The sequence below is a fragment of the Pseudomonas sp. SJZ078 genome, from assembly GCF_007828255.1.
In the GTDB taxonomy this organism is placed as follows: domain Bacteria; phylum Pseudomonadota; class Gammaproteobacteria; order Pseudomonadales; family Pseudomonadaceae; genus Aquipseudomonas.
Genome location: NZ_VIUG01000001.1, coordinates 149,612 through 172,498, shown reverse-complemented (window position 1 = coordinate 172,498; position 22,887 = coordinate 149,612). Strand labels below are relative to the sequence as shown.

19 protein-coding genes are annotated in these 22,887 nt (G+C 60.0%); 13 read left to right on the top strand and 6 right to left on the bottom strand.

Features of this window, described 5'->3' with window-relative positions; genetic code table 11:
- Positions 1 to 130 precede the first annotated feature (130 nt).
- Together FBY02_RS00735 and FBY02_RS00730 are read left to right on the top strand one after the other, a co-directional pair.
- Positions 131 to 1,633, top strand: a complete 1,503-nt coding sequence (locus FBY02_RS00735) for an ATPase domain-containing protein (RefSeq protein ID WP_144921961.1) — start codon at positions 131 to 133, stop codon at positions 1,631 to 1,633.
- Complete coding sequence (locus tag FBY02_RS00730) at positions 1,630 to 3,300, top strand: response regulator (RefSeq protein ID WP_144921958.1); 1,671 nt, start codon at positions 1,630 to 1,632, stop codon at positions 3,298 to 3,300. The genes FBY02_RS00735 and FBY02_RS00730 overlap by 4 nt, the downstream gene beginning before the upstream one ends.
- 253 nt (positions 3,301 to 3,553) lie before the next feature.
- On the opposite strand, the gene FBY02_RS00725 is transcribed toward FBY02_RS00730, so the two are convergent.
- The 5 genes from FBY02_RS00725 to FBY02_RS00705 are packed head-to-tail and all read right to left on the bottom strand — an operon-like array spanning position 3,554 to position 10,097.
- Positions 3,554 to 3,931: a response regulator gene (locus tag FBY02_RS00725; protein WP_144921953.1), complete on the bottom strand. Its 378-nt coding sequence runs from the start codon at positions 3,929 to 3,931 to the stop codon at positions 3,554 to 3,556.
- Positions 3,924 to 5,204, bottom strand: a complete 1,281-nt coding sequence (locus FBY02_RS00720) for a hybrid sensor histidine kinase/response regulator (protein WP_144921946.1) — start codon at positions 5,202 to 5,204, stop codon at positions 3,924 to 3,926. Before FBY02_RS00720 ends, FBY02_RS00725 begins: the two co-directional genes overlap by 8 nt.
- A 5-nt stretch (positions 5,205 to 5,209) precedes the next feature.
- On the bottom strand, positions 5,210 to 5,797 hold the full coding sequence (locus tag FBY02_RS00715; RefSeq protein WP_144921939.1) for a chemotaxis protein CheB: 588 nt from the start codon (positions 5,795 to 5,797) through the stop codon (positions 5,210 to 5,212).
- Entirely contained in the window at positions 5,794 to 6,609 is an 816-nt protein-coding gene (locus FBY02_RS00710; protein ID WP_144921933.1) for a protein-glutamate O-methyltransferase CheR, read from the bottom strand. Before FBY02_RS00710 ends, FBY02_RS00715 begins: the two co-directional genes overlap by 4 nt.
- Complete coding sequence (locus tag FBY02_RS00705; protein WP_144921927.1) at positions 6,609 to 10,097, bottom strand: response regulator; 3,489 nt, start codon at positions 10,095 to 10,097, stop codon at positions 6,609 to 6,611. The genes FBY02_RS00710 and FBY02_RS00705 overlap by 1 nt, the downstream gene beginning before the upstream one ends.
- Positions 10,098 to 10,351: 254 nt before the next feature.
- On the opposite strand from FBY02_RS00705, the gene FBY02_RS00700 reads away from it, so the two are divergent.
- The 11 genes from FBY02_RS00700 to FBY02_RS00650 all read left to right on the top strand — a co-directional run bounded on the left by FBY02_RS00700 (position 10,352) and on the right by FBY02_RS00650 (position 22,243).
- A complete protein-coding gene (locus FBY02_RS00700) occupies positions 10,352 to 10,723 on the top strand; it encodes a response regulator (protein WP_144921920.1) in 372 nt (123 codons plus the stop codon).
- A gap of 78 nt (positions 10,724 to 10,801) precedes the next feature.
- Positions 10,802 to 12,103 (top strand): glycosyltransferase, encoded by a 1,302-nt coding sequence (locus tag FBY02_RS00695; protein WP_144921915.1) that lies wholly within the window; start codon positions 10,802 to 10,804, stop codon positions 12,101 to 12,103.
- Positions 12,104 to 12,218: 115 nt separating this feature from the next.
- Positions 12,219 to 13,124, top strand: a complete 906-nt coding sequence (locus tag FBY02_RS00690) for an AraC family transcriptional regulator (protein ID WP_047703227.1) — start codon at positions 12,219 to 12,221, stop codon at positions 13,122 to 13,124.
- A gap of 223 nt (positions 13,125 to 13,347) precedes the next feature.
- Positions 13,348 to 14,658, top strand: a complete 1,311-nt coding sequence (locus tag FBY02_RS00685; RefSeq protein WP_144921908.1) for a sugar ABC transporter substrate-binding protein — start codon at positions 13,348 to 13,350, stop codon at positions 14,656 to 14,658.
- Between the two features lie 150 nt (positions 14,659 to 14,808).
- The gene (locus FBY02_RS00680; RefSeq protein ID WP_144921903.1) at positions 14,809 to 15,744 is read left to right on the top strand and encodes a carbohydrate ABC transporter permease; all 936 of its coding nucleotides are present in this window, start codon (positions 14,809 to 14,811) and stop codon (positions 15,742 to 15,744) included.
- Between the two features lie 10 nt (positions 15,745 to 15,754).
- Complete coding sequence (locus tag FBY02_RS00675; RefSeq protein WP_144921896.1) at positions 15,755 to 16,585, top strand: carbohydrate ABC transporter permease; 831 nt, start codon at positions 15,755 to 15,757, stop codon at positions 16,583 to 16,585.
- Positions 16,586 to 16,624: 39 nt separating this feature from the next.
- Positions 16,625 to 17,728: an ABC transporter ATP-binding protein gene (locus FBY02_RS00670; protein WP_144921889.1), complete on the top strand. Its 1,104-nt coding sequence runs from the start codon at positions 16,625 to 16,627 to the stop codon at positions 17,726 to 17,728.
- A 15-nt stretch (positions 17,729 to 17,743) separates the two neighbouring features.
- Positions 17,744 to 19,219: a mannitol dehydrogenase family protein gene (locus tag FBY02_RS00665; RefSeq protein WP_144921882.1), complete on the top strand. Its 1,476-nt coding sequence runs from the start codon at positions 17,744 to 17,746 to the stop codon at positions 19,217 to 19,219.
- Between the two features lie 129 nt (positions 19,220 to 19,348).
- Complete coding sequence (gene xylB, locus FBY02_RS00660) at positions 19,349 to 20,836, top strand: xylulokinase (protein WP_144921875.1); 1,488 nt, start codon at positions 19,349 to 19,351, stop codon at positions 20,834 to 20,836.
- Between the two features lie 12 nt (positions 20,837 to 20,848).
- Complete coding sequence (locus FBY02_RS00655) at positions 20,849 to 21,787, top strand: carbohydrate kinase (RefSeq protein WP_144921868.1); 939 nt, start codon at positions 20,849 to 20,851, stop codon at positions 21,785 to 21,787.
- A gap of 192 nt (positions 21,788 to 21,979) precedes the next feature.
- A complete protein-coding gene (locus FBY02_RS00650; RefSeq protein WP_144921860.1) occupies positions 21,980 to 22,243 on the top strand; it encodes a DUF2790 domain-containing protein in 264 nt (87 codons plus the stop codon).
- 82 nt (positions 22,244 to 22,325) lie between these two features.
- On the opposite strand, the gene FBY02_RS00645 is transcribed toward FBY02_RS00650, so the two are convergent.
- Positions 22,326 to 22,607: a DUF1652 domain-containing protein gene (locus FBY02_RS00645; protein ID WP_144921857.1), complete on the bottom strand. Its 282-nt coding sequence runs from the start codon at positions 22,605 to 22,607 to the stop codon at positions 22,326 to 22,328.
- Between the last annotated feature and the right edge of the window lie 280 nt (positions 22,608 to 22,887).

Here is a 22,887-nt window from a genome sequence, read left to right as displayed (position 1 = left end):
CCCTGGTCGCTCCGAAAGCTGTGCAACTTCACAGGTTTTGTGCCGGGAGTGGAACCGCTATCACCGCCAAGGGTCAAGTATTCAGACACTTCAACCTGCTTTACTTCCTTGGCCATTGAGGGGGCTATTTTTGTCTACATTGAACGAGTTGATCGACGCCAAAGCCGCCACCGGTATCGAAGGGCTGGACAATATCCTCTCCGGTGGCTTGTCCCGCGGCCATGTGTTCCTGTTGGAAGGGGAACCCGGCACCGGCAAGACCACGGTCGCGTTGCATTTCTTGCTGGCCGGCGCCAAAGCCGGCGAGCGCTCGTTGTACATCACGCTCTCGGAAACCGAGCGTGAATTGCGCCAAGGCGCGGCCTCCCACGGGTGGACCCTGGATGACCACATCCACATTTTCGAACTGACGCCGCCTGAAAGCCTGCTCAATGCCGAGCATCAGCAAAGCCTGCTGTACTCATCGGACCTGGAGCTGGGGGAGGCGACGCGACAGATCTTCGAGGTGGTCGAACAGGTCAAGCCTACCCGGGTCGTACTCGACAGCCTGTCGGAGATCCGCCTGCTGGCGCAGAGCTCCCTGCGCTATCGGCGGCAGATCCTGGCGATCAAGCACTACTTCGTGCGCTACGACGCCACCGTCCTGCTGCTCGATGACCTGACTACCGAATCCCTGGACAAGACCGTGCACAGTGTCGCCCACGGGGTGATTCGCCTAGAAGAGCTGACGCCCAATTATGGTGCCGAGCGGCGACGGATCCGGGTGGTCAAGTATCGCGGGCAGAAATACCGTGGCGGCTTCCACGACTTCACCATCATGGGGGACGGTCTTCATGTCTTCCCACGCCTTGTGGCGGCCGAGCACCGCGGGCAATACCTGCGTCTACAACTCTCCAGTGGCATTGCGGAAATGGATGCCCTGCTGGGTGGCGGTATCGAAACCGGTTCAAGCACCTTGATCCTCGGGCCGGCCGGTACCGGGAAGTCGCTGATTTCGATGATCTTCGCCGCAGCGGCCGTGCATCGGGGGGAAAAGGCAGCACTGTTCATTTTCGACGAAGAGCTTGGCCTGCTGCTCGAACGCATGAAAAATATCGGTATCGACCTCCAGGCACTGCAAAAAACCGGCAACCTGCTGATCGAACAGGTGGACGCCGCCGAGCTGTCCCCCGGTGAGTTCTCCCATCGGGTACGCCGTTGCGTCGATGACGGTGATATCAAGACCGTGGTGATCGACAGCATCAACGGCTATCAGGCTGCCATGCCAGAAGAAAACGCGCTGGTGCTGCACATGCATGAGCTGTTGCTGTACCTCAATCGCAAGGGAGCAGCGACCTTCATGACCGTCGCGCAACATGGCCTGGTAGGCGACATGCAGGCACCGGTGGACATTACCTATCTTGCCGACACCGTGATTCTGTTGCGGTATTTCGAGGCTCTGGGCAAGGTCCGCCGAGCGATCTCCATTATCAAGAAACGCACCGGCAGCCACGAATCGACGATCCGCGAGTACCGCATCAGCGGGCAAGGCATGACGATCGGTGAGCCACTTGAAGCCTTCCAGGGTGTCTTGCGTGGGGTACCGACCTATATGGGAGCGGACCAACCGCTGCTCAAGGATGAGCCCCGGTGATTTTGGTGGAGCCCCTGTCGGAGCGGGCATTGATCCTCGCGCCGCTGGGACGGGACAGCCGGATCGCCCTGATGATCCTGAATGAAGCCGGATTCACCGGTCTCATTTGTCGCCATCTAGGGCAACTGTGCGACGAGCTCGAGCATGGCGCCGGCCTCTTGGTCATCTCGTCGGAAGCCCTGGTGGGGCCCGACCTGGAAAAATTGTTCCAGCAGATTGAACAACAACCGGCATGGTCGGACCTGCCCATCGTCTTGCTGACCCATCATGGTGGTCCGGAACAGAACCCGGCGGCACGTATCGGCATGCAACTGGGCAACGTAACGTTCCTGGAGCGCCCTTTCCATCCGGTAACCCTGGTCAGCCTGGTCACCACCGCCTTGCGTGGACGACGAAGGCAATACGAGGCCCGGGAACGCCTGATCGATCTCAGCAACAGTGAGTTGCGCCTGCAGAACACCCTCGAAACTCTTGAACAGCAGGTAGAAGAGCGCACCGCTCAGTTGCGCCACAATGAAGAAGCCTTGCGTCAATCGCAGAAAATGGAAGCCGTCGGCCAACTGACGGGGGGTATTGCCCACGACTTCAACAATATGCTGACCGGGATCATCGGTAGCCTCGAGCTGCTGCGCAGGCGCCTGGCCCGGGGTCGCACCGAAGACCTGGACAGCCTGATCGACCTGGGCGTGACCTCGGCCAACCGCGCCGCCGGCCTGACTCATCGCCTGCTGGCGTTCTCCCGACGCCAGTCGCTGGACTCCAAGGCCGTGCAGATGAACACGCTGGTGCTGTCCATGGGGGAACTGTTGCAGCGCAGCCTCAACGAAAGCATCCGACTGGACGTGCAACTGGACGAGCAACTCTGGATCGCCGAGGCCGATCCCAATCAACTGGAAAGCGCCCTGCTCAACCTCGTCCTCAATGCCCGCGATGCCATGCCGGAAGGCGGAATGCTGGTTGTACGCACCTTCAACAAACATCTGGATGCCGGTTTCACCGATGCGTACAGCAACCTGGAGCCCGGCGACTATGTGGTGCTGAGCGTGCAGGACAGCGGGTGCGGCATGCCCGAATCGGTCATCAATCGCGCATTCGATCCATTCTTCACCACCAAGCCCATCGGCCAGGGCACTGGACTGGGCCTGTCGATGATCTATGGGTTCAGCAAGCAGTCACGTGGTCATGTGGCGATCGACAGTGACGTTGGCAAAGGCACGACGGTCAATCTTTATCTGCCGCGTTTCCTGGGCGAAGAAACACCCGAGTCATTGGTCGACAAGCAGCATGCAGCCCCCGCGCAGGCCGGCGAGACCGTGCTGATCGTCGAAGACGATCCGGCAGTGCGGGTACTGGTCAGCTCGGTACTGGGGGAACTGGGCTATACCTTCCTTGAAGCCAGCGATGCCAACGGTGCGGTGCCGATTCTCCAGTCAGGCCAGCGCATCGATCTGTTGATCAGCGACGTGGGATTGCCCGGCATGAATGGCCGGCAGCTGGCGGAAGTTGGCCGGCAGATCCGTCCGGACCTGCGGGTGCTATTCATCACCGGCTACGCTGAGCACGCCGCAGTACGCGGCGGATTCCTCGACCCGGGTATGCAGATGATCACCAAACCGTTCACGTTTGATCTATTGACGGCCAAGGTCCGGGAGATGATCGGGGCTTGAAGCCCGCACCCTGTGGGAGCGGGCTTGCTCGCGAAAGCGGTATGTCTGTCCCAGTGATGCTGAATGTGCCGCCGTCTTCGCGGGCAAGCCCGCTCCCACAGGTTTTGGCATACACAAAGCTGCATACGCCGCAGGACCCAATGTGGGAGCGAGCCTGCTCGCGAAAGCGGTATGTCTGTCCCAGAGATGCTGAATGTGCCGCCGTCTTCGCGGGCGAGCCCGTTCCCACAGGGATCTGTGGTGGATGCAGGCCTCAGGACAACATCGAGCGCATGATGCTCTGCAATTCGTCCAGGTCGAACGGTTTGTCCAGAATCGGCGCCTTGCGGGTGATGGGACTGTCGGTGTCGCGCACTTCCTGGGCGTAACCACTGATGAAGATCACTTTCAGTTCAGGACGCAGCTTGACCGCCGGTTCGGCGATCTGCACCCCGGAAATAACGCCCGGCAGACGGAAGTCGGTGATCATCATGTCCAGGTGGGGCTTGCTTGCGAGGATTTCGAAGGCCTTGTCACTGCTCTCGGCCTCCAGCACCCGATACCCCACTCCTGACAGGTAGGCGGACAATACCGTCATGATTGACGGGTCATCCTCGACGACCAATACAACATCTTGCGCATCTTCACTCATGAGAAGCCTTCGTTCGATCAATAGCTGCTGATACGACCGTAGGACCATTCAGAGGTTGCGTCAACGCAACGTTTTTTGGAAGGACGGCGTCCTGCAAGGGCAGGCAAACGCGGAACAACGCGCCCTCGTTGATACGACTGTTGACCGAGATAGTCCCTCCATGAGCCGTGACGATCTGCTCGGAAATGAACAGGCCCAACCCCAAGCCGGCGGCGACCGCCTTGGAGGTCACCCGCTCGAACTGCTGGAAGATGCGTTTCTGGTTCTCCTCGCTGATACCGATGCCACGATCCTGAACCTCGATGCAAGCATGCTCGGGCGTCTTGTAGACACGCACATCGATCGGACTCTTGCCCCCATAGCGCAGCGCGTTAGTCAGCAGGTTCGACACCACCTGCTCGATCCGAAACTCATCCCAGAGCCCTTCCACCAATGGTTCGGCGGTGTAGTTCAACGCACATTCGGCGGCCAGAATCTGCGGCTGGAAATTGCGCAGCAGGTTTTCCACCAGGGCCGAGAGGTTGAAGCGGGTCGGGCGGATGGACAACTTGCCAGTGCGAATGCGCGACACGTCCAGCATGTCCTCGATCAGCCGGATCAGGCTCTTGATCTGTCGCTCGTCGCGCTCGACCATCGCCTTTACCTTATCCAGGCTGAACGCGGCGGCGTTGTCCCGGGCCAAGTGCATCTTGCGCAGTTGTGTCTCGAGAATCAGGCCGTTGAGAGGCGTGCGGACCTCGTGGGCGACGATCGACATGAAGTCGTCGCGCATCCGCACCGCCTGCTCGAGTTCGCTGCGGGTGGCCTGCAATTGCTGCAGCAGCACTTCCTGTTCCCGACGACTCTGTTCCAGGGCAACGACCTGTTCCTTCACCGCCCTCTTCTGGCGGTGGAGCTCCACGAACACATTGACCTTGCTCTTGACCGCATGGGTGTCCAGTGGCTTGTGCAGGAAGTCCACCGCCCCGTTTTCATAGCCGGTAAAGGCATAGTTGCGTTCGCGGCCGGCGGCGCTGACAAAGATGATCGGGATGCTACGGGTCTTCTCCGTGCCCCGCATCAGCTCGGCCAGTTCGAAACCGTTCATGTCCGGCATCTGTACGTCGATGATGGCCAGGGCAAAGTCATGTTGCAGCAACAGGGACAATGCCTGGTCAGCCGACTGAGCCTTGTAGACCTTGCGGTCGTCACCCTTGATCAGGGCCTCCAGCGCCAACAGATTCTCCGGCAGATCATCGACGATCAGCAGTTTGGCTTGAATATCTCTTGGCATGTGGTTCATTCCAGCCCAGCCAACAATTGGCCGATGCCTTGCAAAGTGAGGATATGGTCGGGCTCGTGCAGGGCCAGCGCGGCTTCCGGCATGGTCGCAACCTGGGCTTCGGCGGGGTCTTGGACGACGGTGATTCCGCCCAGCTCCTTGACCCTGGCCAAGCCTTTGGCGCCGTCGTCGTTGGCCCCGGTCAGGACGATGGCCAGCAGGTTCGGACCATAGACGTCGGCGGCCGATTCGAATAAGACATCGATGGACGGCCGCGAATGGTGCACCGGTTCCTCCAGGCTCAACGACAGGCTGCGATCGGCCTCGACCGACAAATGGTAGCCTGGCGTGGCGACGTAGAGGGTGCCGGGGCGAATGTCCTGTTTATCCCGAGCCTCTTCCACCGGTATCGCCAGACGGTGATCAAGAACCTGGGCCAACTGGCTGAAGCGCTCGTTGGGCAGATGCAGCACCACCAGGACAGGCAAGCGGAAGCCTTTGCGCAGATGACCGAAGAGTCTGAGCAGTGCCTCCACGCCGCCGGCGGATGCACCGACGGCGATGGCTCCTATTGCGGATCCGGACCTGTCCGTTGTCTGGTTCATAACTTGCGATAGATCCGTTCCTGTTTGACCAACGGCTCGAATTGCTTGCCGAACATCGAGAAGTCCAGTGTTTCCTTGCTGCCCAGTACCAGGAAACCACGGTGACAGAGGGACTCATGGAACAGTCCGAATGCGCGATCTTGCAGCTTTTTATTGAAATATATCAATACATTACGACACGAAATTAATTGTGTTTCTGAAAAAACACTGTCCGTCGCCAGGCTGTGATCGGCAAAGGTCACGTTCTCACAAAGGGTCTTGTCGAACATCGCATAATCGTAGGCGGCGGTGTAGTAATCGGCAAACGAGCGTCGCCCCCCCGCCAACTGATAGTTCTGTGTGTAGGCCCGCACGTTCTCCAGGGCAAAAATGCCCTGCTTAGCCTTCTCCAACGACCTGGGGTTGATATCGGTGGCGTAGATGAGCGTGCGGTCCAACAGGCCCTCTTCCCGCAGCAGGATCGCCATGGAATAGACCTCCTCCCCCGTACTGCAACCGGCGATCCAAATCTTGAGCGACGGATAGGTCTTGAGCAGCGGCACCACTTCCTGGCGAATGGCCAGGAAGTGCGAGGGGTCACGGAACATCTCACTGACGGGAATAGTCAGCAGTTGCAACAGCTGCATGAACACGCCCGGGTCATGCAGCACACGCTCCTGGAGCGCCGAGATGGTCCGGCACTCGAACTGGCTCAGCGCGTGGTGAACCCGGCGCTTGATGGAGGCGCCGGAGTAATCCCTGAAATCGTAGCTGTACTTGAGATAGATCGCGTCGATCAGCAAACGCAGTTCAATGTCGGTGTCTCTTTCCACTAAATTCTTTCCATATTCGGCAACCACACGCGAATCAGCGAAAACAGGCGATCGAGGTCGATCGGTTTGGCCAGGTAGTCGTTGGAGCCGGCCGCGATGCAGCGCTCCTGATCGTCCTTCATGGCCTTGGCCGTCACGGCAATGATGGGCAGCTTGCGCCAGCGCGGATCCTTGCGGATGCGCGCGGTGGCTTCGAAACCGTCCATCTCTGGCATCATCACGTCCATCAGCACCAAGTCGATGTCTTCCACTTCATTGAGGCGCTCGATCGCTTCGTAGCCGTTACGGCCGATGACCACGACCGCCCCCTTTGCCTCCAGGGCGCTGGTCAGGGCAAAGATGTTGCGCACATCGTCGTCCACCAGCAGTATCTTGCGCCCTTCGAACACCTTGTCCCGGCTGCGGGCCGTCTTGAGCATCCGTTGCCTTTCATGGGACAACCGGGATTCGACTTTGTGCAAAAAGAGTGTCACCTCGTCCAGCAGGCGTTCTGGCGAGCGGGCGCCCTTGATAATGATCGAGCGCGAATACTTGCGCAGTTCGGCCTCTTCATCGCGGGTCAGGTTGCGCCCGGTGTAGATGATCACTGGCGGGAACGAACAGATCTCCTCGGTGGACATGCGCTTGAGCAGGTCATTGCCCAACATGTCCGGCAACTTCAGGTCGATGACCATGCAGTCGTAGACATTGTTGCGCAGCAGATCCAGAGCCTGCTGGGCCAGGCCAACGGCGGTGATTTCGATGTCCTCGTCGCCGATCAGGCGAGTGATGCTGTCGCGTTGCAGGTCATCGTCCTCCACCAGCAACACCCGCTTGACCTTCTGGGTCAGCTTGGCTTCCAGGCGGGCGAACACCTCCTTGAGTTCCTCACGGGTGGTCGGCTTGACCGCATAGCCGATGGCGCCCATGTGCATCGCGGCTTCGACGCGGTCTTCGACGGAGATCACGTGTACCGGGATATGCCGGGTCTCGGCCTGCTCCTTGAGTCGCTGCAGTACCGTCAGCCCGGAATGATCAGGCAGGCGCATGTCCAGCAGGATGGCATCGGGGCCCAGTTGCGAGGCCAGGTCAAAGCCTTCATCGGCACCATGGGCCACCAGGCATTGGTAGCCCAACTCATGGGCGAGGTCGAACAGGATCCGGGCGAACTTGGGCTCATCCTCGATCACCAGGATGCAACGGCCGTTGAACGGCGCCTTGTCCCGGTCGTCGGCGAAGCTGGCAATGGGCGGCTCTATCTGGGCAACCAGCGATGCCGCAGGGGACGCCGGCATATCGGTCACGGCGGCCGGCACAGCGGCCGTCGGCGTGAAGGTCCGCGGTACCACCGGGGTCTCCCCAGGCTCGACATAACGCTCAGGCAACACCAGCGTGAACAGACTGCCCTGCCCCGGCGCGCTGGACACGGAGATCGAGCCGCCCAGCAAGGTCGCCAGGTCGCGGGAGATCGACAGCCCCAGGCCGGTACCGCCGTAACGGCGATTAGTGGTGCCATCGGCCTGGCGGAATGCCTCGAAGATGCTTTGCTGCTGGTCGGGGGAAATGCCGATGCCCGAATCCCGCACCATGAAGGCAATGCCTGAACCCGGCTGGCCGGCCACGGACAGGCTCACGGTGCCTTGCTCGGTGAACTTGACCGCATTGGATAACAGGTTCTTGAGTATCTGCTCCAGGCGCTGGCGGTCGGTGTATAGCATCGCTGGCGCGTCGGGCAGCACCTGGACTTCGAAGCCCAGGCCCTTGTCGGCCGCCAGTGGCTTGAACATATCGCGCAAGCCCTCTACCAGGCGCGACACGCCGGTGTTTTCCGGACGAACCTGCAGTTTGCCGGCCTCGACCTTGGAAATGTCGAGAATGTCGTTGATCAGGTTGAGCAGGTCGTTGCCGGCGGAGTAGATCGACTCGGCAAACTTGACTTGCTCCTCGCTCAGGTTGTTCTGCGGATTCTCCGCCAACAGCTTGGACAGGATCAGTGAGCTGTTGAGCGGCGTGCGCAGTTCATGGGACATGTTGGCAAGGAACTCGGACTTGTATTTGCTCGAACGCTGCAACTCTTCAGCGCGTTCCTGCAACTGGAGCTGGGCCAGGTTCAGCTCGTTGTTCTTCTGGTCCATGGCGTCGCGTTGCTCGGCCAGTTGCTCGTTGGTCTGTTCCAGTTCCTGCTGTTGGGCTTCCAGGTGAACCTGGGACTCCTTGAGAATCCGCGACTGCTCCTCGAGTTCTTCGTTGGCGGTCTTGAGCTCTTCCTGCTGTACCTGCAGCTCTTCGTTCAACTGCTGGGTTTCCGCCAGCACTTCCTGCAAGCGCTGCCGGTAACGGGCGGCTTCGATGGAGGTGCCGACGTTACCGGCAATCAGCTCCAGCAGCTCGATATCACGCTCGGTCAAGGGCCGCAGGAAACCCAGTTCGATGACACCGTTGACCCGGTCATCGTCGCTGGTCGGTACCACCACCACGCTATTAGGCAAGCCTTGCCCCAGCCCTGAACTGACTTTCAGGTAATCGTCGGGGACATTGTCCAGACGAATAAGACGCCCCTGCTGTACGGCCTGGCCAACGATGCCTTCGCCCGCAACGATCACCTGATGCTGTTCGTCGTCCTCACGGGAAAGACCATAGGTGGCCACCCGCTTGAGCACGCCGTTTTCCTCCCGCGCATACAGCGCAGCGACGGCGGTGTCGAGGTACTTGGCGCAGAACTGCAGGATGTTGCGCCCCAGCAGGTTCAAGGTCAGTTGCCCCAGCACCTGCTCGGCCAATTGGGTCTGGCCATTGCGCAGCCAAGCCTGTTTTTCCAGGTGCGAGGCACTCTCTTGCTGTATCCGGAGGCTGGCGCCGTAGCTGTTGGACAGGCTCAACAGGTCTCGCCGCCCGACATAGGCCAGCAATCCGCTGACAGCGGCAACGAACAGCAAATAAAAGGTAATGCTCCAGACCGTGGTAGAGCGCACCTCTTCGTTACGCGCTGTACGCAATTGCTGCTCGGTTTCGACGATGTCTTCAAAGGTCTTGCGTATTTCGTCCGTCAGGCGCTTGCCGCGTCCGGCCTTCACCGCTCCCCGATAATCGCCGCTGCTGCGTTGCAGGTCGATCATGCTCTGGGCGTAATTGGCCCACTCCGTCTGGAGCGCTTGTACCTTGTGCAGGCGCTCGGTCTGGATGGGGTTGTCGGCTGTCAATTCCAGCAATGTCTCAAGCGCGACGGCAATACGCGGTTTGGCGATCTCATAGGGGTCGAGGAAGTGCTCGTCCCCACTCAAGAGATAGCCGCGCATACCGGTCTCCAGGTCCACGCTCAGCTTGATGGCTTCGTTGGCATTACTGATCACCCTATCGCTGTGCCCGACCCATTGGATCACTGACAGCAGATAGGTGATCAACACGATGAAAAACACCGCGCTGAGAGCGCCCATGCCCAACGGCAGGCTGATATTGCGGCTCAGGAGCTTGCGAAAACTTTGCTCGTCAACCGAAGACGAAAGTGTCATGGAAAAGGCCTTGGCGAACAGTTGGAAACCACGGAGTTTGCCCGAAAGACACGGACTGGATCCACATTTCTGACAAAGTTAAAGGCACAATTCCCACAACGGTCTGCCCGGTAGCAAGGAAGCGACTATCCTTGTCAGCTCTTGTACTATAGATCCTTTCTTGTACAGGATCGGGAACTTGTGCCGCCTCGCTACTTACTCATGCATGAGTCCTTTTTCGCCCTTCCCGATTTTATCTTTTGAGAATAACCACTATGTCCACTTCCACCCCTGTCACTCCCGTCAACGTCCTGGTAGTCGAGGACGACGACATCGTCCGGATGTTGATCGTCGATGTACTGGAAGAACTGGAATATCAGGTGCTCGAGGCGGACGGTTGCGACCAGGCGCTTGATTTCTTGCGCAACCTGGACCAACGGATCGATCTGATGATGACGGACATAGGCCTGCCGGTGATGGACGGCCGCGAACTGGCCAGGCAAGCCCGCCTGGTGCGGCCTGGGCTACCGGTTCTGTTCGCCAGTGGCTATGCCGAAAGCATCGACGTACCGGAAAGCATGGCGGTGATCGGCAAGCCTTTTTCCATCGATCAGTTGCGCGACAAGGTCAGAAGCATTCTTTCTTGAGCCCAAGCGGATTCTTGGTCACTATCGGCGCGCCCCGCGCACCGACTGCGCCTGATCCATCCAAGGAAATGCCTGCCCATGCCTCATCCCGCCGCCCTCAAGGTCCTGGTCATCGGTTACGTCTGGCCCGAGCCGCGTTCATCGGCGGCGGGTGGGCACATCATGCAGATCCTGGAAGCCTTCCTCGGGCAAGGCTGGGACATCACCTTCAGCAGCCCGGCGAAGCCGGGGGAGAACCGCGCGGACCTGATCGAACTGGGCATCCACGAAGTGCCCATCGAACTCAACAACAGCAGTTTCGATGTGTTCGTCGGTGAGCTGGCACCGGATATCGTCCTGTTCGATCAATTCATGATGGAAGAGCAGTTCGGCTGGCGGGTCGAGACGCAATGCCCCGGCGCCTTGCGTGTGCTGGAAACGTCCGATTTGCAAAGCCTGCGCCACGCCCGGCATCAGCGCCTCAAGAACCGCTTGAAAGCTGACGATAGTTCCCAGGACTTCAGCGATCTTTTCGCGCCAAACCTGCCCGAGGAATTCCAGCGGATGGCCGACACCGATATGGCCAAGCGCGAGATCGCCGCCGTGTACCGCTGCGACCTGAACCTGATGGTGTCAGAGGTGGAGATCGAGCTGTTGGTGGAGCAATTCAAGGTGCCGCGCAACCTCCTGCTCTGGTGCCCGTTGATGGTTGATCTGCCAGCCACGCCACCGGTGCCATTCGAGGACCGGGCGCATTTCTTGAGCATCGGCAACTTCCGCCATGCACCGAACTGGGATGCCGTGCTCTGGATGAAGAACGCCATCTGGCCGCTGATCCGTCAGCAATTGCCGGAGGCACAGCTGCATCTGTACGGCGCCTATACCCCGCCGAAAGCTGCCGCGCTGCACAACCCAGCCCAGGGATTCCATATCATGAACTGGGCCGAGGACGCCCTGCAGGTAATGTCGGCGGCGCGTATCTGTCTGGCACCGCTGCGTTTTGGCGCTGGCATCAAGGGCAAGCTGATCGAGGCGATGCTCTGTGGCACGCCAAGCGTCACCACGCCCATCGGCGCCGAAGCCATGCATGGGCAGATGCCGTGGCCTGGAATTATCAGCCAGAGCGCCGAAGCCATCGCCAACGCCGCCGTGCAGTTGTACAACGACCCGGTCCGCTGGAATCAGGCCCGGGATGCCGGCCTGAAGCTGCTGGCGGAGCGGTACCGCACAGAGATTCATGGCCCGGCGCTGATTGAAAGTATCCAGGCGTGCCGTGCCAACCTGGTGCAACGAAGGCGGGACAATTTCACCGGCAGCATGCTGCGCCACCACCAGCACAAGAGCACCCAATACATGTCCCAGTGGATTGAGGAAAAGCACCGCAACAACGCGGCGGTGTAGCTGCCAGCATCACTGATGGCATTTCTCCGGGCGACCATCGGAAGGCTATTCGGGGTGGCACCTGCCCGGCGAAGGGGGCATTATCCAGCGGCGATAACAATAAAAGTGCAGGCCCATGACCCGAACAGCAAGAGTCACCGACCCTTCCTACGAGTTGATGGATGACCATAACGGATTGTCCATCATCTATCGCCAACACGGCTTTCCCTGCCCGCTGGTGCGCTGGCATTTCCATAAGGAATATGAACTGCACCTGATCGTCGCCAGTTCCGGCAAAGTGTTCATTGGCGATTACATCGGCAACTTCTACCCGCAGACGCTGTTTCTCACCGGCCCCAACCTGCCCCATAACTGGATCAGCCAGGTGGCCGAAGACGAAGTGGTGCCCAAGCGCGACATGCTGGTGAATTTCACCGACGAGTTGTTCGAAAGCGGAAATCAGGTCTTTGCCGAACTCAAGACCATCGCGCCGCTGCTCGAACGGGCCCGCTACGGCATCGAGTTCCGCTGCAAGCGAACCATCCGCCAGGCGATGATCCTGATGCAACGCATTGCCGACTCCCAAGGCATGAGCCGCCTGGGGTATTTCTTCATCCTGATGGAATTGCTGGCCACCACGGATGACTATCAGGTGCTCTCCGGCGGCGCCTCTTCGCAGATGACCGATGAGCACAGCATCGACCGTACCAACCGGGCCGTGGACTATATTTTTGCCCATTACGCTCGGGAGCTGCCCCTGGAGGAAGTCGCCGAGCACCTGGGCATGAAACCGACCTACTTCAGCCGTGTGTTCAAACAGGCCACCGGTCGCTGTTTCATCGAATTCGTCAACCGCCTGCGCATCAGCAAATCCTGCGAATTGCTGGCCGACGGCGACAAGCCGGTCACGGATGTCTGTTTCGAGTCGGGCTTCAATAACATCTCGAACTTCAACCGGCGCTTCCAGCAACTCAAGGGCATGACCCCTTCCCATTACCGGCGGCTGGCGGTGCAGCGGTTGACCGAGCAGAACCAGGGCTGAGACTTTGCTCGCCTGTGGCGAGGGGATTTATCCCCTCGCCACAGGTTAATCCTTTCACTCACCATCTTCGCCCAGTGCAAAAAAGTATCAGCACCAGTGCGACGGATGATTTGTCACGACGTCCATTGAAGGCTGTAATCAGCGCACATTCTTCCCTTCATCCGGAAGACAAAAAACAATAACTGTCCTTCCGCCGCCTTCCGGCACGGAAAAGGAGTGCGCGATGAAACCTTCGGTAAAAGCTCTGCTTGTCTCCATCTGCATGACCCTCAGCAGCGTCAGTTTCGGCGCACAGACCCTCACCATTGCCACTGTCAACAACAGCGACATGATCCGCATGCAGAAGCTCTCGAAGACCTTCGAGTCGGAGCATCCGGACATCAAGCTGAACTGGGTGGTGCTGGAAGAAAACGTCCTGCGCCAACGCCTGACCACCGACATCGCCACTCAGGGCGGACAGTTCGATGTGCTGACCATCGGCATGTACGAAGCTGCACTCTGGGGCGCCAAGGGCTGGCTGGAGCCGATGAAGGACCTGCCGGCCTCCTACGACCTGGACGACGTCTTCCCTTCCGTGCGTGACGGCCTGTCGGTCAAGGGCTCGTTGTATGCCCTGCCGTTCTACGCCGAAAGCTCGATCACCTACTACCGCACCGACTTGTTCAAGGACGCCGGGCTGACCATGCCCGAACACCCGACCTGGACCCAGATCGGCGAGTTTGCGGAAAAACTCACCGACAAGAGCAAGGAACAATATGGCCTGTGCCTGCGGGGCAAGGCCGGCTGGGGCGAGAACATGGCGCTAATCACCACCCTGGCCAACGGCTACGGAGCGCGCTGGTTCGATGAGAAGTGGCAAGCGCAGTTCAATAGTCCCGAGTGGAAAGACGCGCTGACCTTCTACGTCGACAACATGAAGAAATCCGGCCCGCCAGGTGCGTCGAGCAACGGCTTCAACGAGAACCTGGCCCTGTTCAACAGCGGCAAATGCGCGATCTGGGTCGATGCCAGCGTTGCCGGCTCGTTCGTGACTGACAAGACCCAGAGCAAGGTGTCCGATCATGTCGGCTTCACCTTCGCTCCCCACGAAAAAACCGATAAGGGCACCTCCTGGCTGTACTCCTGGTCACTGGCAATCCCGACCAGCTCCAAGGCCAAGGAAGCCGCCAAGGTCTTTACCAGTTGGGCGACCTCCAAGGAATACAGCCAACTGGTCGCCAAGACCGATGGCATCGCCAACGTACCGCCAGGCACCCGCACCTCGACCTACAGCGACGAGTACATGAAGGCCGCGCCGTTCGCCAAGGTGACCCTGGAATCGTTGAAAGTCGCCGATCCGAAAGCGCCGACCCTCAAGCCGGTGCCTTATATCGGTATCCAGTTGGTGACCATTCCCGAATTCCAGGCCATCGGCACCCAGGTGGGCAAGTTCTTCTCCGGCGCACTGACCGGTCAGCAGAGCGTGGACCAGGCGCTGACCGCCGCGCAGTCCACCACCGAGCGCGAGATGAAGCGTGCCGGGTATCCCAAGTAACCCGAGCCACCGCTCTGTCTTTTGTGGGAGCGGGCTTGCTCGCGAAAGCGATCTGTCAGTCACATTGATGTTGGATGTGCTGCCCTATTCGCGAGCAAGCCCGCTCCCACAAGGGATTCTTGTAGACCTGCACAAAATCGGTTCAATGCCATGAATAGCTCAACTACAACCGCCAAAGCCCCCCTCGAGATTGCCCCGCCGCCGGCGCGCAAGATCCGCCTGGCGAACCCCGGCTGGTTCCTGGTCAGTCCATCGGTCGCCCTGTTGCTGCTGTGGATGATCGTGCCCCTGGGCATGACCGTCTACTTCTCGATGATCCGCTACAACCTGCTCTACCCCGGTGAAAACGAGTTCGTCGGGCTGGAGAACTTCACGTATTTCCTTACCGATTCTGGCTTCATGCCCGGTGCCACCAATACTTTATTGCTGGTAGGCAGCGTGCTGCTGATCAGTATCGTGTTCGGGGTGTTGATCAGTGCATTGCTGGAGGCCAGCGAATTCTTTGGCCGCGGCATCGTCCGGGTCCTGCTGATCTCGCCGTTCTTCATCATGCCCACGGTGGGCGCGCTGATCTGGAAGAACCTGATATTCCACCCGGTCTCCGGGATCCTCGCCTCAGTGTGGAAACTGTTCGGCGCACAGCCGGTGGACTGGCTGGCCCACTACCCGCTGCTGTCGATCATCATCATTGTCAGCTGGCAGTGGCTGCCCTTCGCGATCCTGATCCTGATGACGGCCATGCAGTCCCTCGACCAAGAGCAGAAGGAAGCCGCCCGCCTGGACGGTGCCGGTCCGATCGCGATTTTCTGGCACCTGACCTTGCCGCACCTGGCCCGGCCGATCGCCGTCGTGGTGATGATCGAAACCATCTTCCTGTTGTCGGTATTCGCCGAAATCTTCACCACCACCAACGGCGGCCCCGGCTACGCCTCGACCAACCTCGCCTACCTGATCTACAACCAGGCGCTGGTGCAGTTCGACGTCGGCATGGCTTCGGCCGGTGGCCTGATAGCCGTGGTCATTGCCAATATCGCCGCCATCCTCCTGGTGCGGATGATCGGCAAAAACCTGACTGACAAGAACTGAGGCCGCCGCCATGACACTCCAACAATCCCGTCGGCTGCAAAGCCTGCTACTGGGCACGCTGGCCTGGGCCATCGCGATCCTGATTTTCTTCCCGATCTTCTGGATGGTACTGACCAGCTTCAAGACCGAAATCGACGCATTCGCCACGCCGCCGCAGTTCATTTTCGCGCCAACGCTGGAGAACTACCTGCACATCAACGAACGCAGCGACTACTTCACGTTCGCCTGGAACTCGGTAGTGATTTCCTTCAGCGCCACGGCCTTGTGCCTGCTGATCGCGGTACCGGCGGCCTACTCCATGGCGTTCTACGAAACCCAGCGCACCAAAGGCACCTTGCTGTGGATGCTCTCCACCAAGATGCTGCCGCCGGTGGGCGTGCTGATGCCGATCTACCTGCTGGCCAAGAGCTTTGGCCTGTTGGATACCCGTACTGCGCTGATCGTCATCTACACGCTGATCAACCTGCCGATCGTGGTCTGGATGATTTACACCTACTTCAAGGACATTCCCCGGGACATCCTCGAAGCCGCGCGCCTGGACGGCGCCACCCTGTGGCAGGAGATGGTTCGCGTATTGCTGCCGATTGCCAAGGGCGGCCTGGCCTCCACTGTGCTGCTGTCATTGATCCTGTGCTGGAACGAGGCCTTCTGGTCGTTGAACCTCACCTCATCCAAAGCCGCGCCGCTGACGGCCCTGATCGCTTCCTACTCCAGCCCTGAAGGTTTGTTCTGGGCCAAATTGTCCGCCGTCTCGACCCTGGCCTGCGCGCCGATCCTGATCTTCGGCTGGATCAGCCAGAAGCAATTGGTCCGCGGCTTGTCCTTTGGCGCCGTGAAGTAACGCGCCCTACACCCTAATCAGACGTGGAGGCCCATCATCATGGCCAACCTGAAAATCAAGAATCTGCAAAAAGGCTTCGAAGGTTTTTCCATCATCAAAGGTATCGACCTCGAGGTGAACGACCGTGAGTTCGTGGTCTTCGTCGGTCCGTCGGGCTGCGGCAAATCCACCTTGCTGCGGCTGATCGCCGGTCTGGAAGAAGTCAGCGACGGCACCATCGAGCTGGACGGGCGTGACATCACCGAGGTCAGCCCGGCCAAGCGCGACCTGGCGATGGTGTTCCAGACCTATGCCTTGTACCCACACATGAGCGTGCGCAAAAACATGTCCTTCGCCTTGGATCTGGCGGGCGTGCCCAAGGCCGACATCGAGAAGAAGGTCAACGAAGCCGCACGCATCCTCGAATTGGGACCGATGCTCGAACGCAAGCCCAAACAACTGTCCGGCGGCCAGCGCCAGCGGGTTGCAATCGGCCGGGCCATCGTGCGCAATCCGAAAATCTTCCTGTTCGACGAGCCGCTGTCCAACCTCGACGCCGCCTTGCGGGTACAGATGCGCCTGGAGCTGGCGCGGCTGCACAAGGAACTGCAGGCGACCATGATCTACGTCACCCACGATCAGGTCGAAGCCATGACCCTGGCCGACAAAGTGGTGGTGCTCAACGGCGGGCGCATCGAGCAGGTCGGCTCGCCCCTGGAGCTATACCACCAGCCGGCCAACCTGTTTGTCGCCGGGTTCCTCGGTACGCCGAAAATGGGTTTTCTCAAAGGTAAGGTCAGCGCACTCAACGGCCAGGGTTGCGAAGTTCAGCTGGACGCCGGCACGCGTATCCAACTGCCGGTGAACGGGGCGAGTCTCAGCGTCGGCAGCCCCGTCACCCTGGGCATCCGTCCGGAGCACTTGAACCTGGCGCAGCCCGGCGAGTGCACGCTGCAGGTAATCGCCGATGTCAGCGAGCGCCTGGGCAGCGACACTTTCTGTCACGTCAATACCGCGTCCGGGGAAGCCCTGACCATGCGGGTTCACGGCGACCTGGCGAGCCGGTTCGGCGAACAACTGAACCTGCACCTGGACGCCCAACACTGCCATTTGTTCGATGCCGATGGCGTAGCAGTCACCCGTGTACTGCGCGCCGCCGCCTGATTACCGAGACTCGTGATGAAACTCAACCGCCAGAACCTGCATAACCTCAAACCGGAAGTTGCCCTGCCCGCCTATCCCTTGGGCGATCTCCGCCAAGGCATCGCCCACATCGGTGTCGGCGGCTTCCATCGGGCTCACCAGGCCTACTACACCGACGCGCTGATGAACACTGGCGCCGACCTGGAGTGGGCCATTTGCGGCGTTGGGTTGCGGGCCGAAGACCGCCGCGCCCGGGATGACCTGGCCAGCCAGGATTATCTGTTTACCCTGTACGAACTGGGTGACACTGACGACACCGAAGTCCGCGTGATTGGCGCCATCAACGACATGTTGCTGGCCGAAGACGGCGCCCAGGTGCTGATCGACAAACTGGCGGATCCGCAGATCCGCATCGTTTCGCTGACCATTACCGAAGGCGGCTACTGCATCGACGACAGCAACGGCGAGTTCATGGCCCATCTGCCGCAGATCCAGCACGACCTGGCCCACCCGGCTGCTCCGACCACGGTGTTCGGCTTTCTCTGCGCCGCCCTGGCCAAACGCCGCGCCGCCGGGACGCCGGCGTTTACCCTGATGTCCTGCGATAACCTGCCCCACAACGGCGCTGTGACCCGCAAGGCATTGCTGGCCTTCGCCACGCTGCACGACGCCGGACTGGCGCAGTGGATCGACCACAACGTGAGCTTTCCCAACGCCATGGTCGACCGCATCACCCCCATGACCAGCGTCGCCCATCGCCTGCAACTGCACGACGAGCACGGGATCGACGATGCCTGGCCGGTGGTCTGCGAGCCGTTCGTGCAGTGGGTGCTGGAAGACAAATTCGTCAACGGACGCCCGGCCTGGGAAAAGGTCGGCGTGCAGTTCACCGATGACGTCTCCCCCTATGAGGAAATGAAGATCAAGCTGCTCAACGGCAGCCATCTGGCCCTGACCTACCTGGGGTTTCTCAAGGGCTACCGCTTTGTCCACGAGACCATGAACGACCCGTTGTTCGTGCGTTACATCCGTGCCTATATGGACCTGGATGTGACACCGCAACTGGCCCCCGTGCCGGGCATCGATCTGGACGACTACAAGGACACCCTGGTGGAGCGTTTCTCCAACCAGGCCATCGCCGACCAACTGGAACGGGTGTGCTCGGACGGTTCGTCGAAGTTTCCGAAATTCACCGTGCCGACCATCAACCGCTTGATTGCCGACGGTGGCGAAACCCGCCGCGCGGCGCTGGTAGTCGCGGCCTGGGCCGTGTACCTCAAGGGCGTGGACGAAAACGGCGTGAGTTATAAGATTCCTGACCCGCGTGCGGGATTCTGCCAGGCACTGGTGGCCGACGATGCGCTGGTAACCCAGCGGATGCTGGAGGTCGAGGAGATTTTCGGCACGGCGATCCCGCGCTCGGCGGAGTTCGTCGCGGCCTTCGAATGGTGCTGCAATAGCTTGCGCGAACATGGAGTGACCCGGACACTTGAGCGGGTGTTGGAGGGTTAGGTTGATCGTTCCCACGCTCTGCGTGGGAATGTAGCCAGGGACGCTCTGCGCCCCAAAAGCCGAACGCGGAGCGTCCGTTGAGGCATCCCCACGCAGAGCGTGGGAACGATCTGTCACATGAGGATTTTTATGGCAAATCAACAGTTGTTCCTGGGCATCGACTGCGGCACCCAAGGCACCAAGGCCTTGATCCTGGATGCAAACAGCGGCCAGGTCCTGGGCCAGGGGGCCGCCGCCCACACCATGATCAGCGGTGCCAATGGCCGGCGTGAACAAGACCCGGGCCAATGGATAGATGCGTTCACCCAGGCCACTCACCAGGCTTTGACAGACGCCGGTGTCGATGGCCAGGCGATTCTTGGCATTGGCGTCTCCGGCCAGCAGCATGGCCTGGTGTTGCTCGATGAACAGGATCAGGTGCTGCGCCCGGCCAAGCTCTGGTGCGACACCGAAAGCGCCCCGCAAAACGATCAGCTGTTGGCGCACCTGGGCGGCGAAAACGGGGCCCTGGAGCGCCTGGGAGTGGTCATCGCCCCCGGCTACACGGTGTCCAAGCTGTTGTGGACCCGGGAACACCATCCGCAGATTTTTGCCCGCATCGCTCACATCCTGTTGCCCCATGACTTCCTGAACCACTGGCTCACCGGCCGTCATTGCAGCGAATACGGTGATGCCTCGGGTACCGGTTATTTCAACGTGCGCACTCGCCAATGGGACCTGCAGCTGTTGCAGCACATCGACCCCAGCGGCCGGTTGCAAGCGGCGCTGCCGGAGCTGATCGAAGCCCATCAGCCGGTGGGGCGCATCCTGCCGGACATTGCCGCACGCCTGGGCATCAACCCCGAGGCCGTCGTGGCAAGCGGTGGCGGCGACAACATGATGGGCGCCATCGGCACCGGCAATATCCAGCCCGGCGTGATCACCATGAGCCTCGGCTCCTCCGGCACGGTGTATGCCTATGCCAGTGAGCCCGCGGTCAGCCCCGAGGCCTCGGTAGCGGCTTTCTGCTCATCCAGCGGCGGCTGGCTGCCGCTGATCTGCACCATGAACCTGACCAACGCTACCAGTGCGATACGCGAACTGTTCGAGCTGGACATCGAGACCTTCAACGCCCTGGTGGCCCAGGCCCCGATCGGCGCCGAAGGGGTCTGCATGCTGCCATTCCTCAACGGTGAGCGGGTTCCCGCCCTGCCCCATGCCACCGCCAGCCTGCTGGGCCTGACGACCACCAACCTGAACCGGCCCAACTTGTGCCGGGCCGTGGTCGAAGGCACCACCTTCGGCTTGCGCTATGGCCTGGACCTGCTGCGCGCTACCGGACTCGAAGCACGGAGCATCCGTCTGATCGGCGGCGGGTCGAAGAGCCCGGTATGGCGGCAGATCGTTGCCGACATCATGAATACCACGGTCATCTGCACAGAACAGAGCGAAGCGGCTGCCCTGGGTGCGGCGATCCAGGCGGCGTGGTGTCAGTCTGGATCGCAACAAAGCCTGGCCGAACTCTGCGAGCGTTGCGTCAAACTCGACACGGCCAGCGAAACCCGGCCGGTCGCCGAACATGTCGCGGCCGCCCAACAAGCCTATGCAACCTATCGACAACACGTCGCAACCCTTTGAGAGCAGACATTCATGTATCTGGTGTGTGGTGAAGCACTGTTTGATTTCTTCAGTGGTGAAGAAGAAGGTAGCCGGGCCTCGCAGGTCAATTTCAAGGCCATCGCCGGCGGTTCGCCGTTCAACGTGGCTGTCGGGCTGCGTCGCCTGGGCGTGGAGTCGGCGCTGTTTGCCGGACTGTCCACCGATTTCCTTGGCCGGCGCTTGCAACAGGTCCTGCTCAACGAAGGTGTCAGCACACGATATCTGCAGGACTTCGATGCGCCGACCACCCTGGCGATGGTCGCCGTGGGTGCAAACGGCTCGCCCCATTACAGTTTTCGCGGCGAAGGCTGCGCGGACCGGCAACTGAGCCTGCAGCACCTGCCAGAATTGGGCCCTGAAGTGACTGGCCTGCATTTCGGCTCGTTCTGCCTGGTGGTGCAACCGATCGGTGACACCCTGTTGGCGTTGGTGCAACGGGAGAGCGGCAAGCGCCTGATCAGCCTGGACCCGAACGTGCGACTCAACCCGCAGCCGGACATCGAACTGTGGCGCTCACGGATTGCAACGTTGGTGGCGTACGCCGACCTGATCAAGGTCAGCGACGAAGACTTGAGCCTGCTCTATCCCGAACAAGATCCCCAAATGGTGATCGAAGGCTGGCTGGAACATCGTTGTCAATTGGTGTTCCTGACCCGCGGTGGCCAGGGCGCAACCGTGTTCAGCCGTCGCCATGGCACCTGGTCGATGCCGGCCTGCCCGGTGAAAATCGCCGACACCGTGGGCGCAGGCGATACGTTCCAGGCAGCCTTGATTACCTGGTTGATCGAACAGCAATTGGACTCGGTAGAGGGACTACTGACTCTGACCCGGGACCAGATCGGCGCCATGCTCGACTTCGCCATGCGTGCAGCCGCACTGACCTGCGGGAAGACCGGGCCGGACCTGCCCTATCGCCAGCAGTTGAACTGACCACTCACCCCAGCGGCTGCCGCTTCGTCTGGCATTGCGGCAGCCTGGGCCTAGCCAGGTGTTTCACTTAACCCGCTTTTAATTCCGCGATCCGACACTGACCCGGACCGCGCCCTCCCTGACAGAGTCGCCGCGCGGCAGATCTCGATGCCAAGGCATCAGGTCGACCTCTCTCTGAAGCGGAGTTTTGACATGAATACCTGTGCGCTAGTCGCTACTGCATCGTTACTGGGCCTGATCGGTATCACCGGTGTGGCTCAGGCGGACGATACCCCACAGCCCACGTCCTATCACTATGGCATGCCATTGGAAATCAAGAAGGTATTGTCATTGACGGAACCGTCCACACCCTATTGCGAAGTCATCACTGCGCGGATGGTGTACATCGATAAGGCGGGACAAACCCGAGACGTGTCCTACCGCAAGCTTTCGGATGCTTGTACGAACGACAGCTGAATACCATCGTCGCATTGAAACTGGACGCCGGGTTCGGTTACCGGCCGGACCCGGGCGTCAGATTACCGAGACCAGGCCGTGATCAGCGCCCGGTCATGCGATGGTGTTGCTGATGAAAGTAGTTCCCGTTGCCGTGGCTGTGGTCGAGCTCGGTACGCAGCTCGGCAATCAGGTCGTTGATCGCCCGACAGCCGGTGAGTTTGTTGGCGTCGATATTGGACTTGATCAAGGCCACGCGGTCGGTTTCATGATCGTCGAAAATCTTGATCGTCATCGTCAAGTCGGGCGACAAAGTGCATTGCGAGCGCTTGGGCAACAAACTGCTTTCAATGATATTGCGCATTTCGAGGGCAGATAAAAACATGGCAACTCTCTCCTGTTGAGGCGACCAATTTATGTTTACAACACCGGTATTTCGTCCGTTTCTTCCCTGCGGACTGAGACTACGAATACCGTGTCGTATGTTCATTTCTTGGCGTTCTGATCAATGAGCCCGGGAAGCGAACTCCTGAATCATTGCGCAAAGAACATGCCTGCATTTGCCACATTTTTGTTTGATGTAAATCAACTACTTAGTGAGCCGGCGCGCCGAACATTCCGTGCAAAATGCAAGAGAACGGCGCTTTCCTTCTTGCAAACTGCAT

What these genes read in the sequence shown, in the direction of transcription:
- FBY02_RS00725 (WP_144921953.1), bottom strand. Translation starts at nt 3,931, where the DNA reads ATGAGTGAAGATGCGCAAGATGTTGTATTGGTCGTCGAGGATGACCCG.
- FBY02_RS00720 (WP_144921946.1), bottom strand. Translation starts at nt 5,204, where the DNA reads ATGCCAAGAGATATTCAAGCCAAACTGCTGATCGTCGATGATCTGCCG.
- FBY02_RS00715 (WP_144921939.1), bottom strand. Translation starts at nt 5,797, where the DNA reads ATGAACCAGACAACGGACAGGTCCGGATCCGCAATAGGAGCCATCGCC.
- FBY02_RS00705 (WP_144921927.1), bottom strand. Translation starts at nt 10,097, where the DNA reads ATGACACTTTCGTCTTCGGTTGACGAGCAAAGTTTTCGCAAGCTCCTG.
- FBY02_RS00700 (WP_144921920.1), top strand. Translation starts at nt 10,352, where the DNA reads ATGTCCACTTCCACCCCTGTCACTCCCGTCAACGTCCTGGTAGTCGAG.
- FBY02_RS00695 (WP_144921915.1), top strand. Translation starts at nt 10,802, where the DNA reads ATGCCTCATCCCGCCGCCCTCAAGGTCCTGGTCATCGGTTACGTCTGG.
- FBY02_RS00690 (WP_047703227.1), top strand. Translation starts at nt 12,219, where the DNA reads ATGACCCGAACAGCAAGAGTCACCGACCCTTCCTACGAGTTGATGGAT.
- FBY02_RS00685 (WP_144921908.1), top strand. Translation starts at nt 13,348, where the DNA reads ATGAAACCTTCGGTAAAAGCTCTGCTTGTCTCCATCTGCATGACCCTC.
- FBY02_RS00680 (WP_144921903.1), top strand. Translation starts at nt 14,809, where the DNA reads ATGAATAGCTCAACTACAACCGCCAAAGCCCCCCTCGAGATTGCCCCG.
- FBY02_RS00675 (WP_144921896.1), top strand. Translation starts at nt 15,755, where the DNA reads ATGACACTCCAACAATCCCGTCGGCTGCAAAGCCTGCTACTGGGCACG.
- FBY02_RS00670 (WP_144921889.1), top strand. Translation starts at nt 16,625, where the DNA reads ATGGCCAACCTGAAAATCAAGAATCTGCAAAAAGGCTTCGAAGGTTTT.
- FBY02_RS00665 (WP_144921882.1), top strand. Translation starts at nt 17,744, where the DNA reads ATGAAACTCAACCGCCAGAACCTGCATAACCTCAAACCGGAAGTTGCC.
- xylB (WP_144921875.1), top strand. Translation starts at nt 19,349, where the DNA reads ATGGCAAATCAACAGTTGTTCCTGGGCATCGACTGCGGCACCCAAGGC.
- FBY02_RS00655 (WP_144921868.1), top strand. Translation starts at nt 20,849, where the DNA reads ATGTATCTGGTGTGTGGTGAAGCACTGTTTGATTTCTTCAGTGGTGAA.
- FBY02_RS00650 (WP_144921860.1), top strand. Translation starts at nt 21,980, where the DNA reads ATGAATACCTGTGCGCTAGTCGCTACTGCATCGTTACTGGGCCTGATC.
- FBY02_RS00645 (WP_144921857.1), bottom strand. Translation starts at nt 22,607, where the DNA reads ATGTTTTTATCTGCCCTCGAAATGCGCAATATCATTGAAAGCAGTTTG.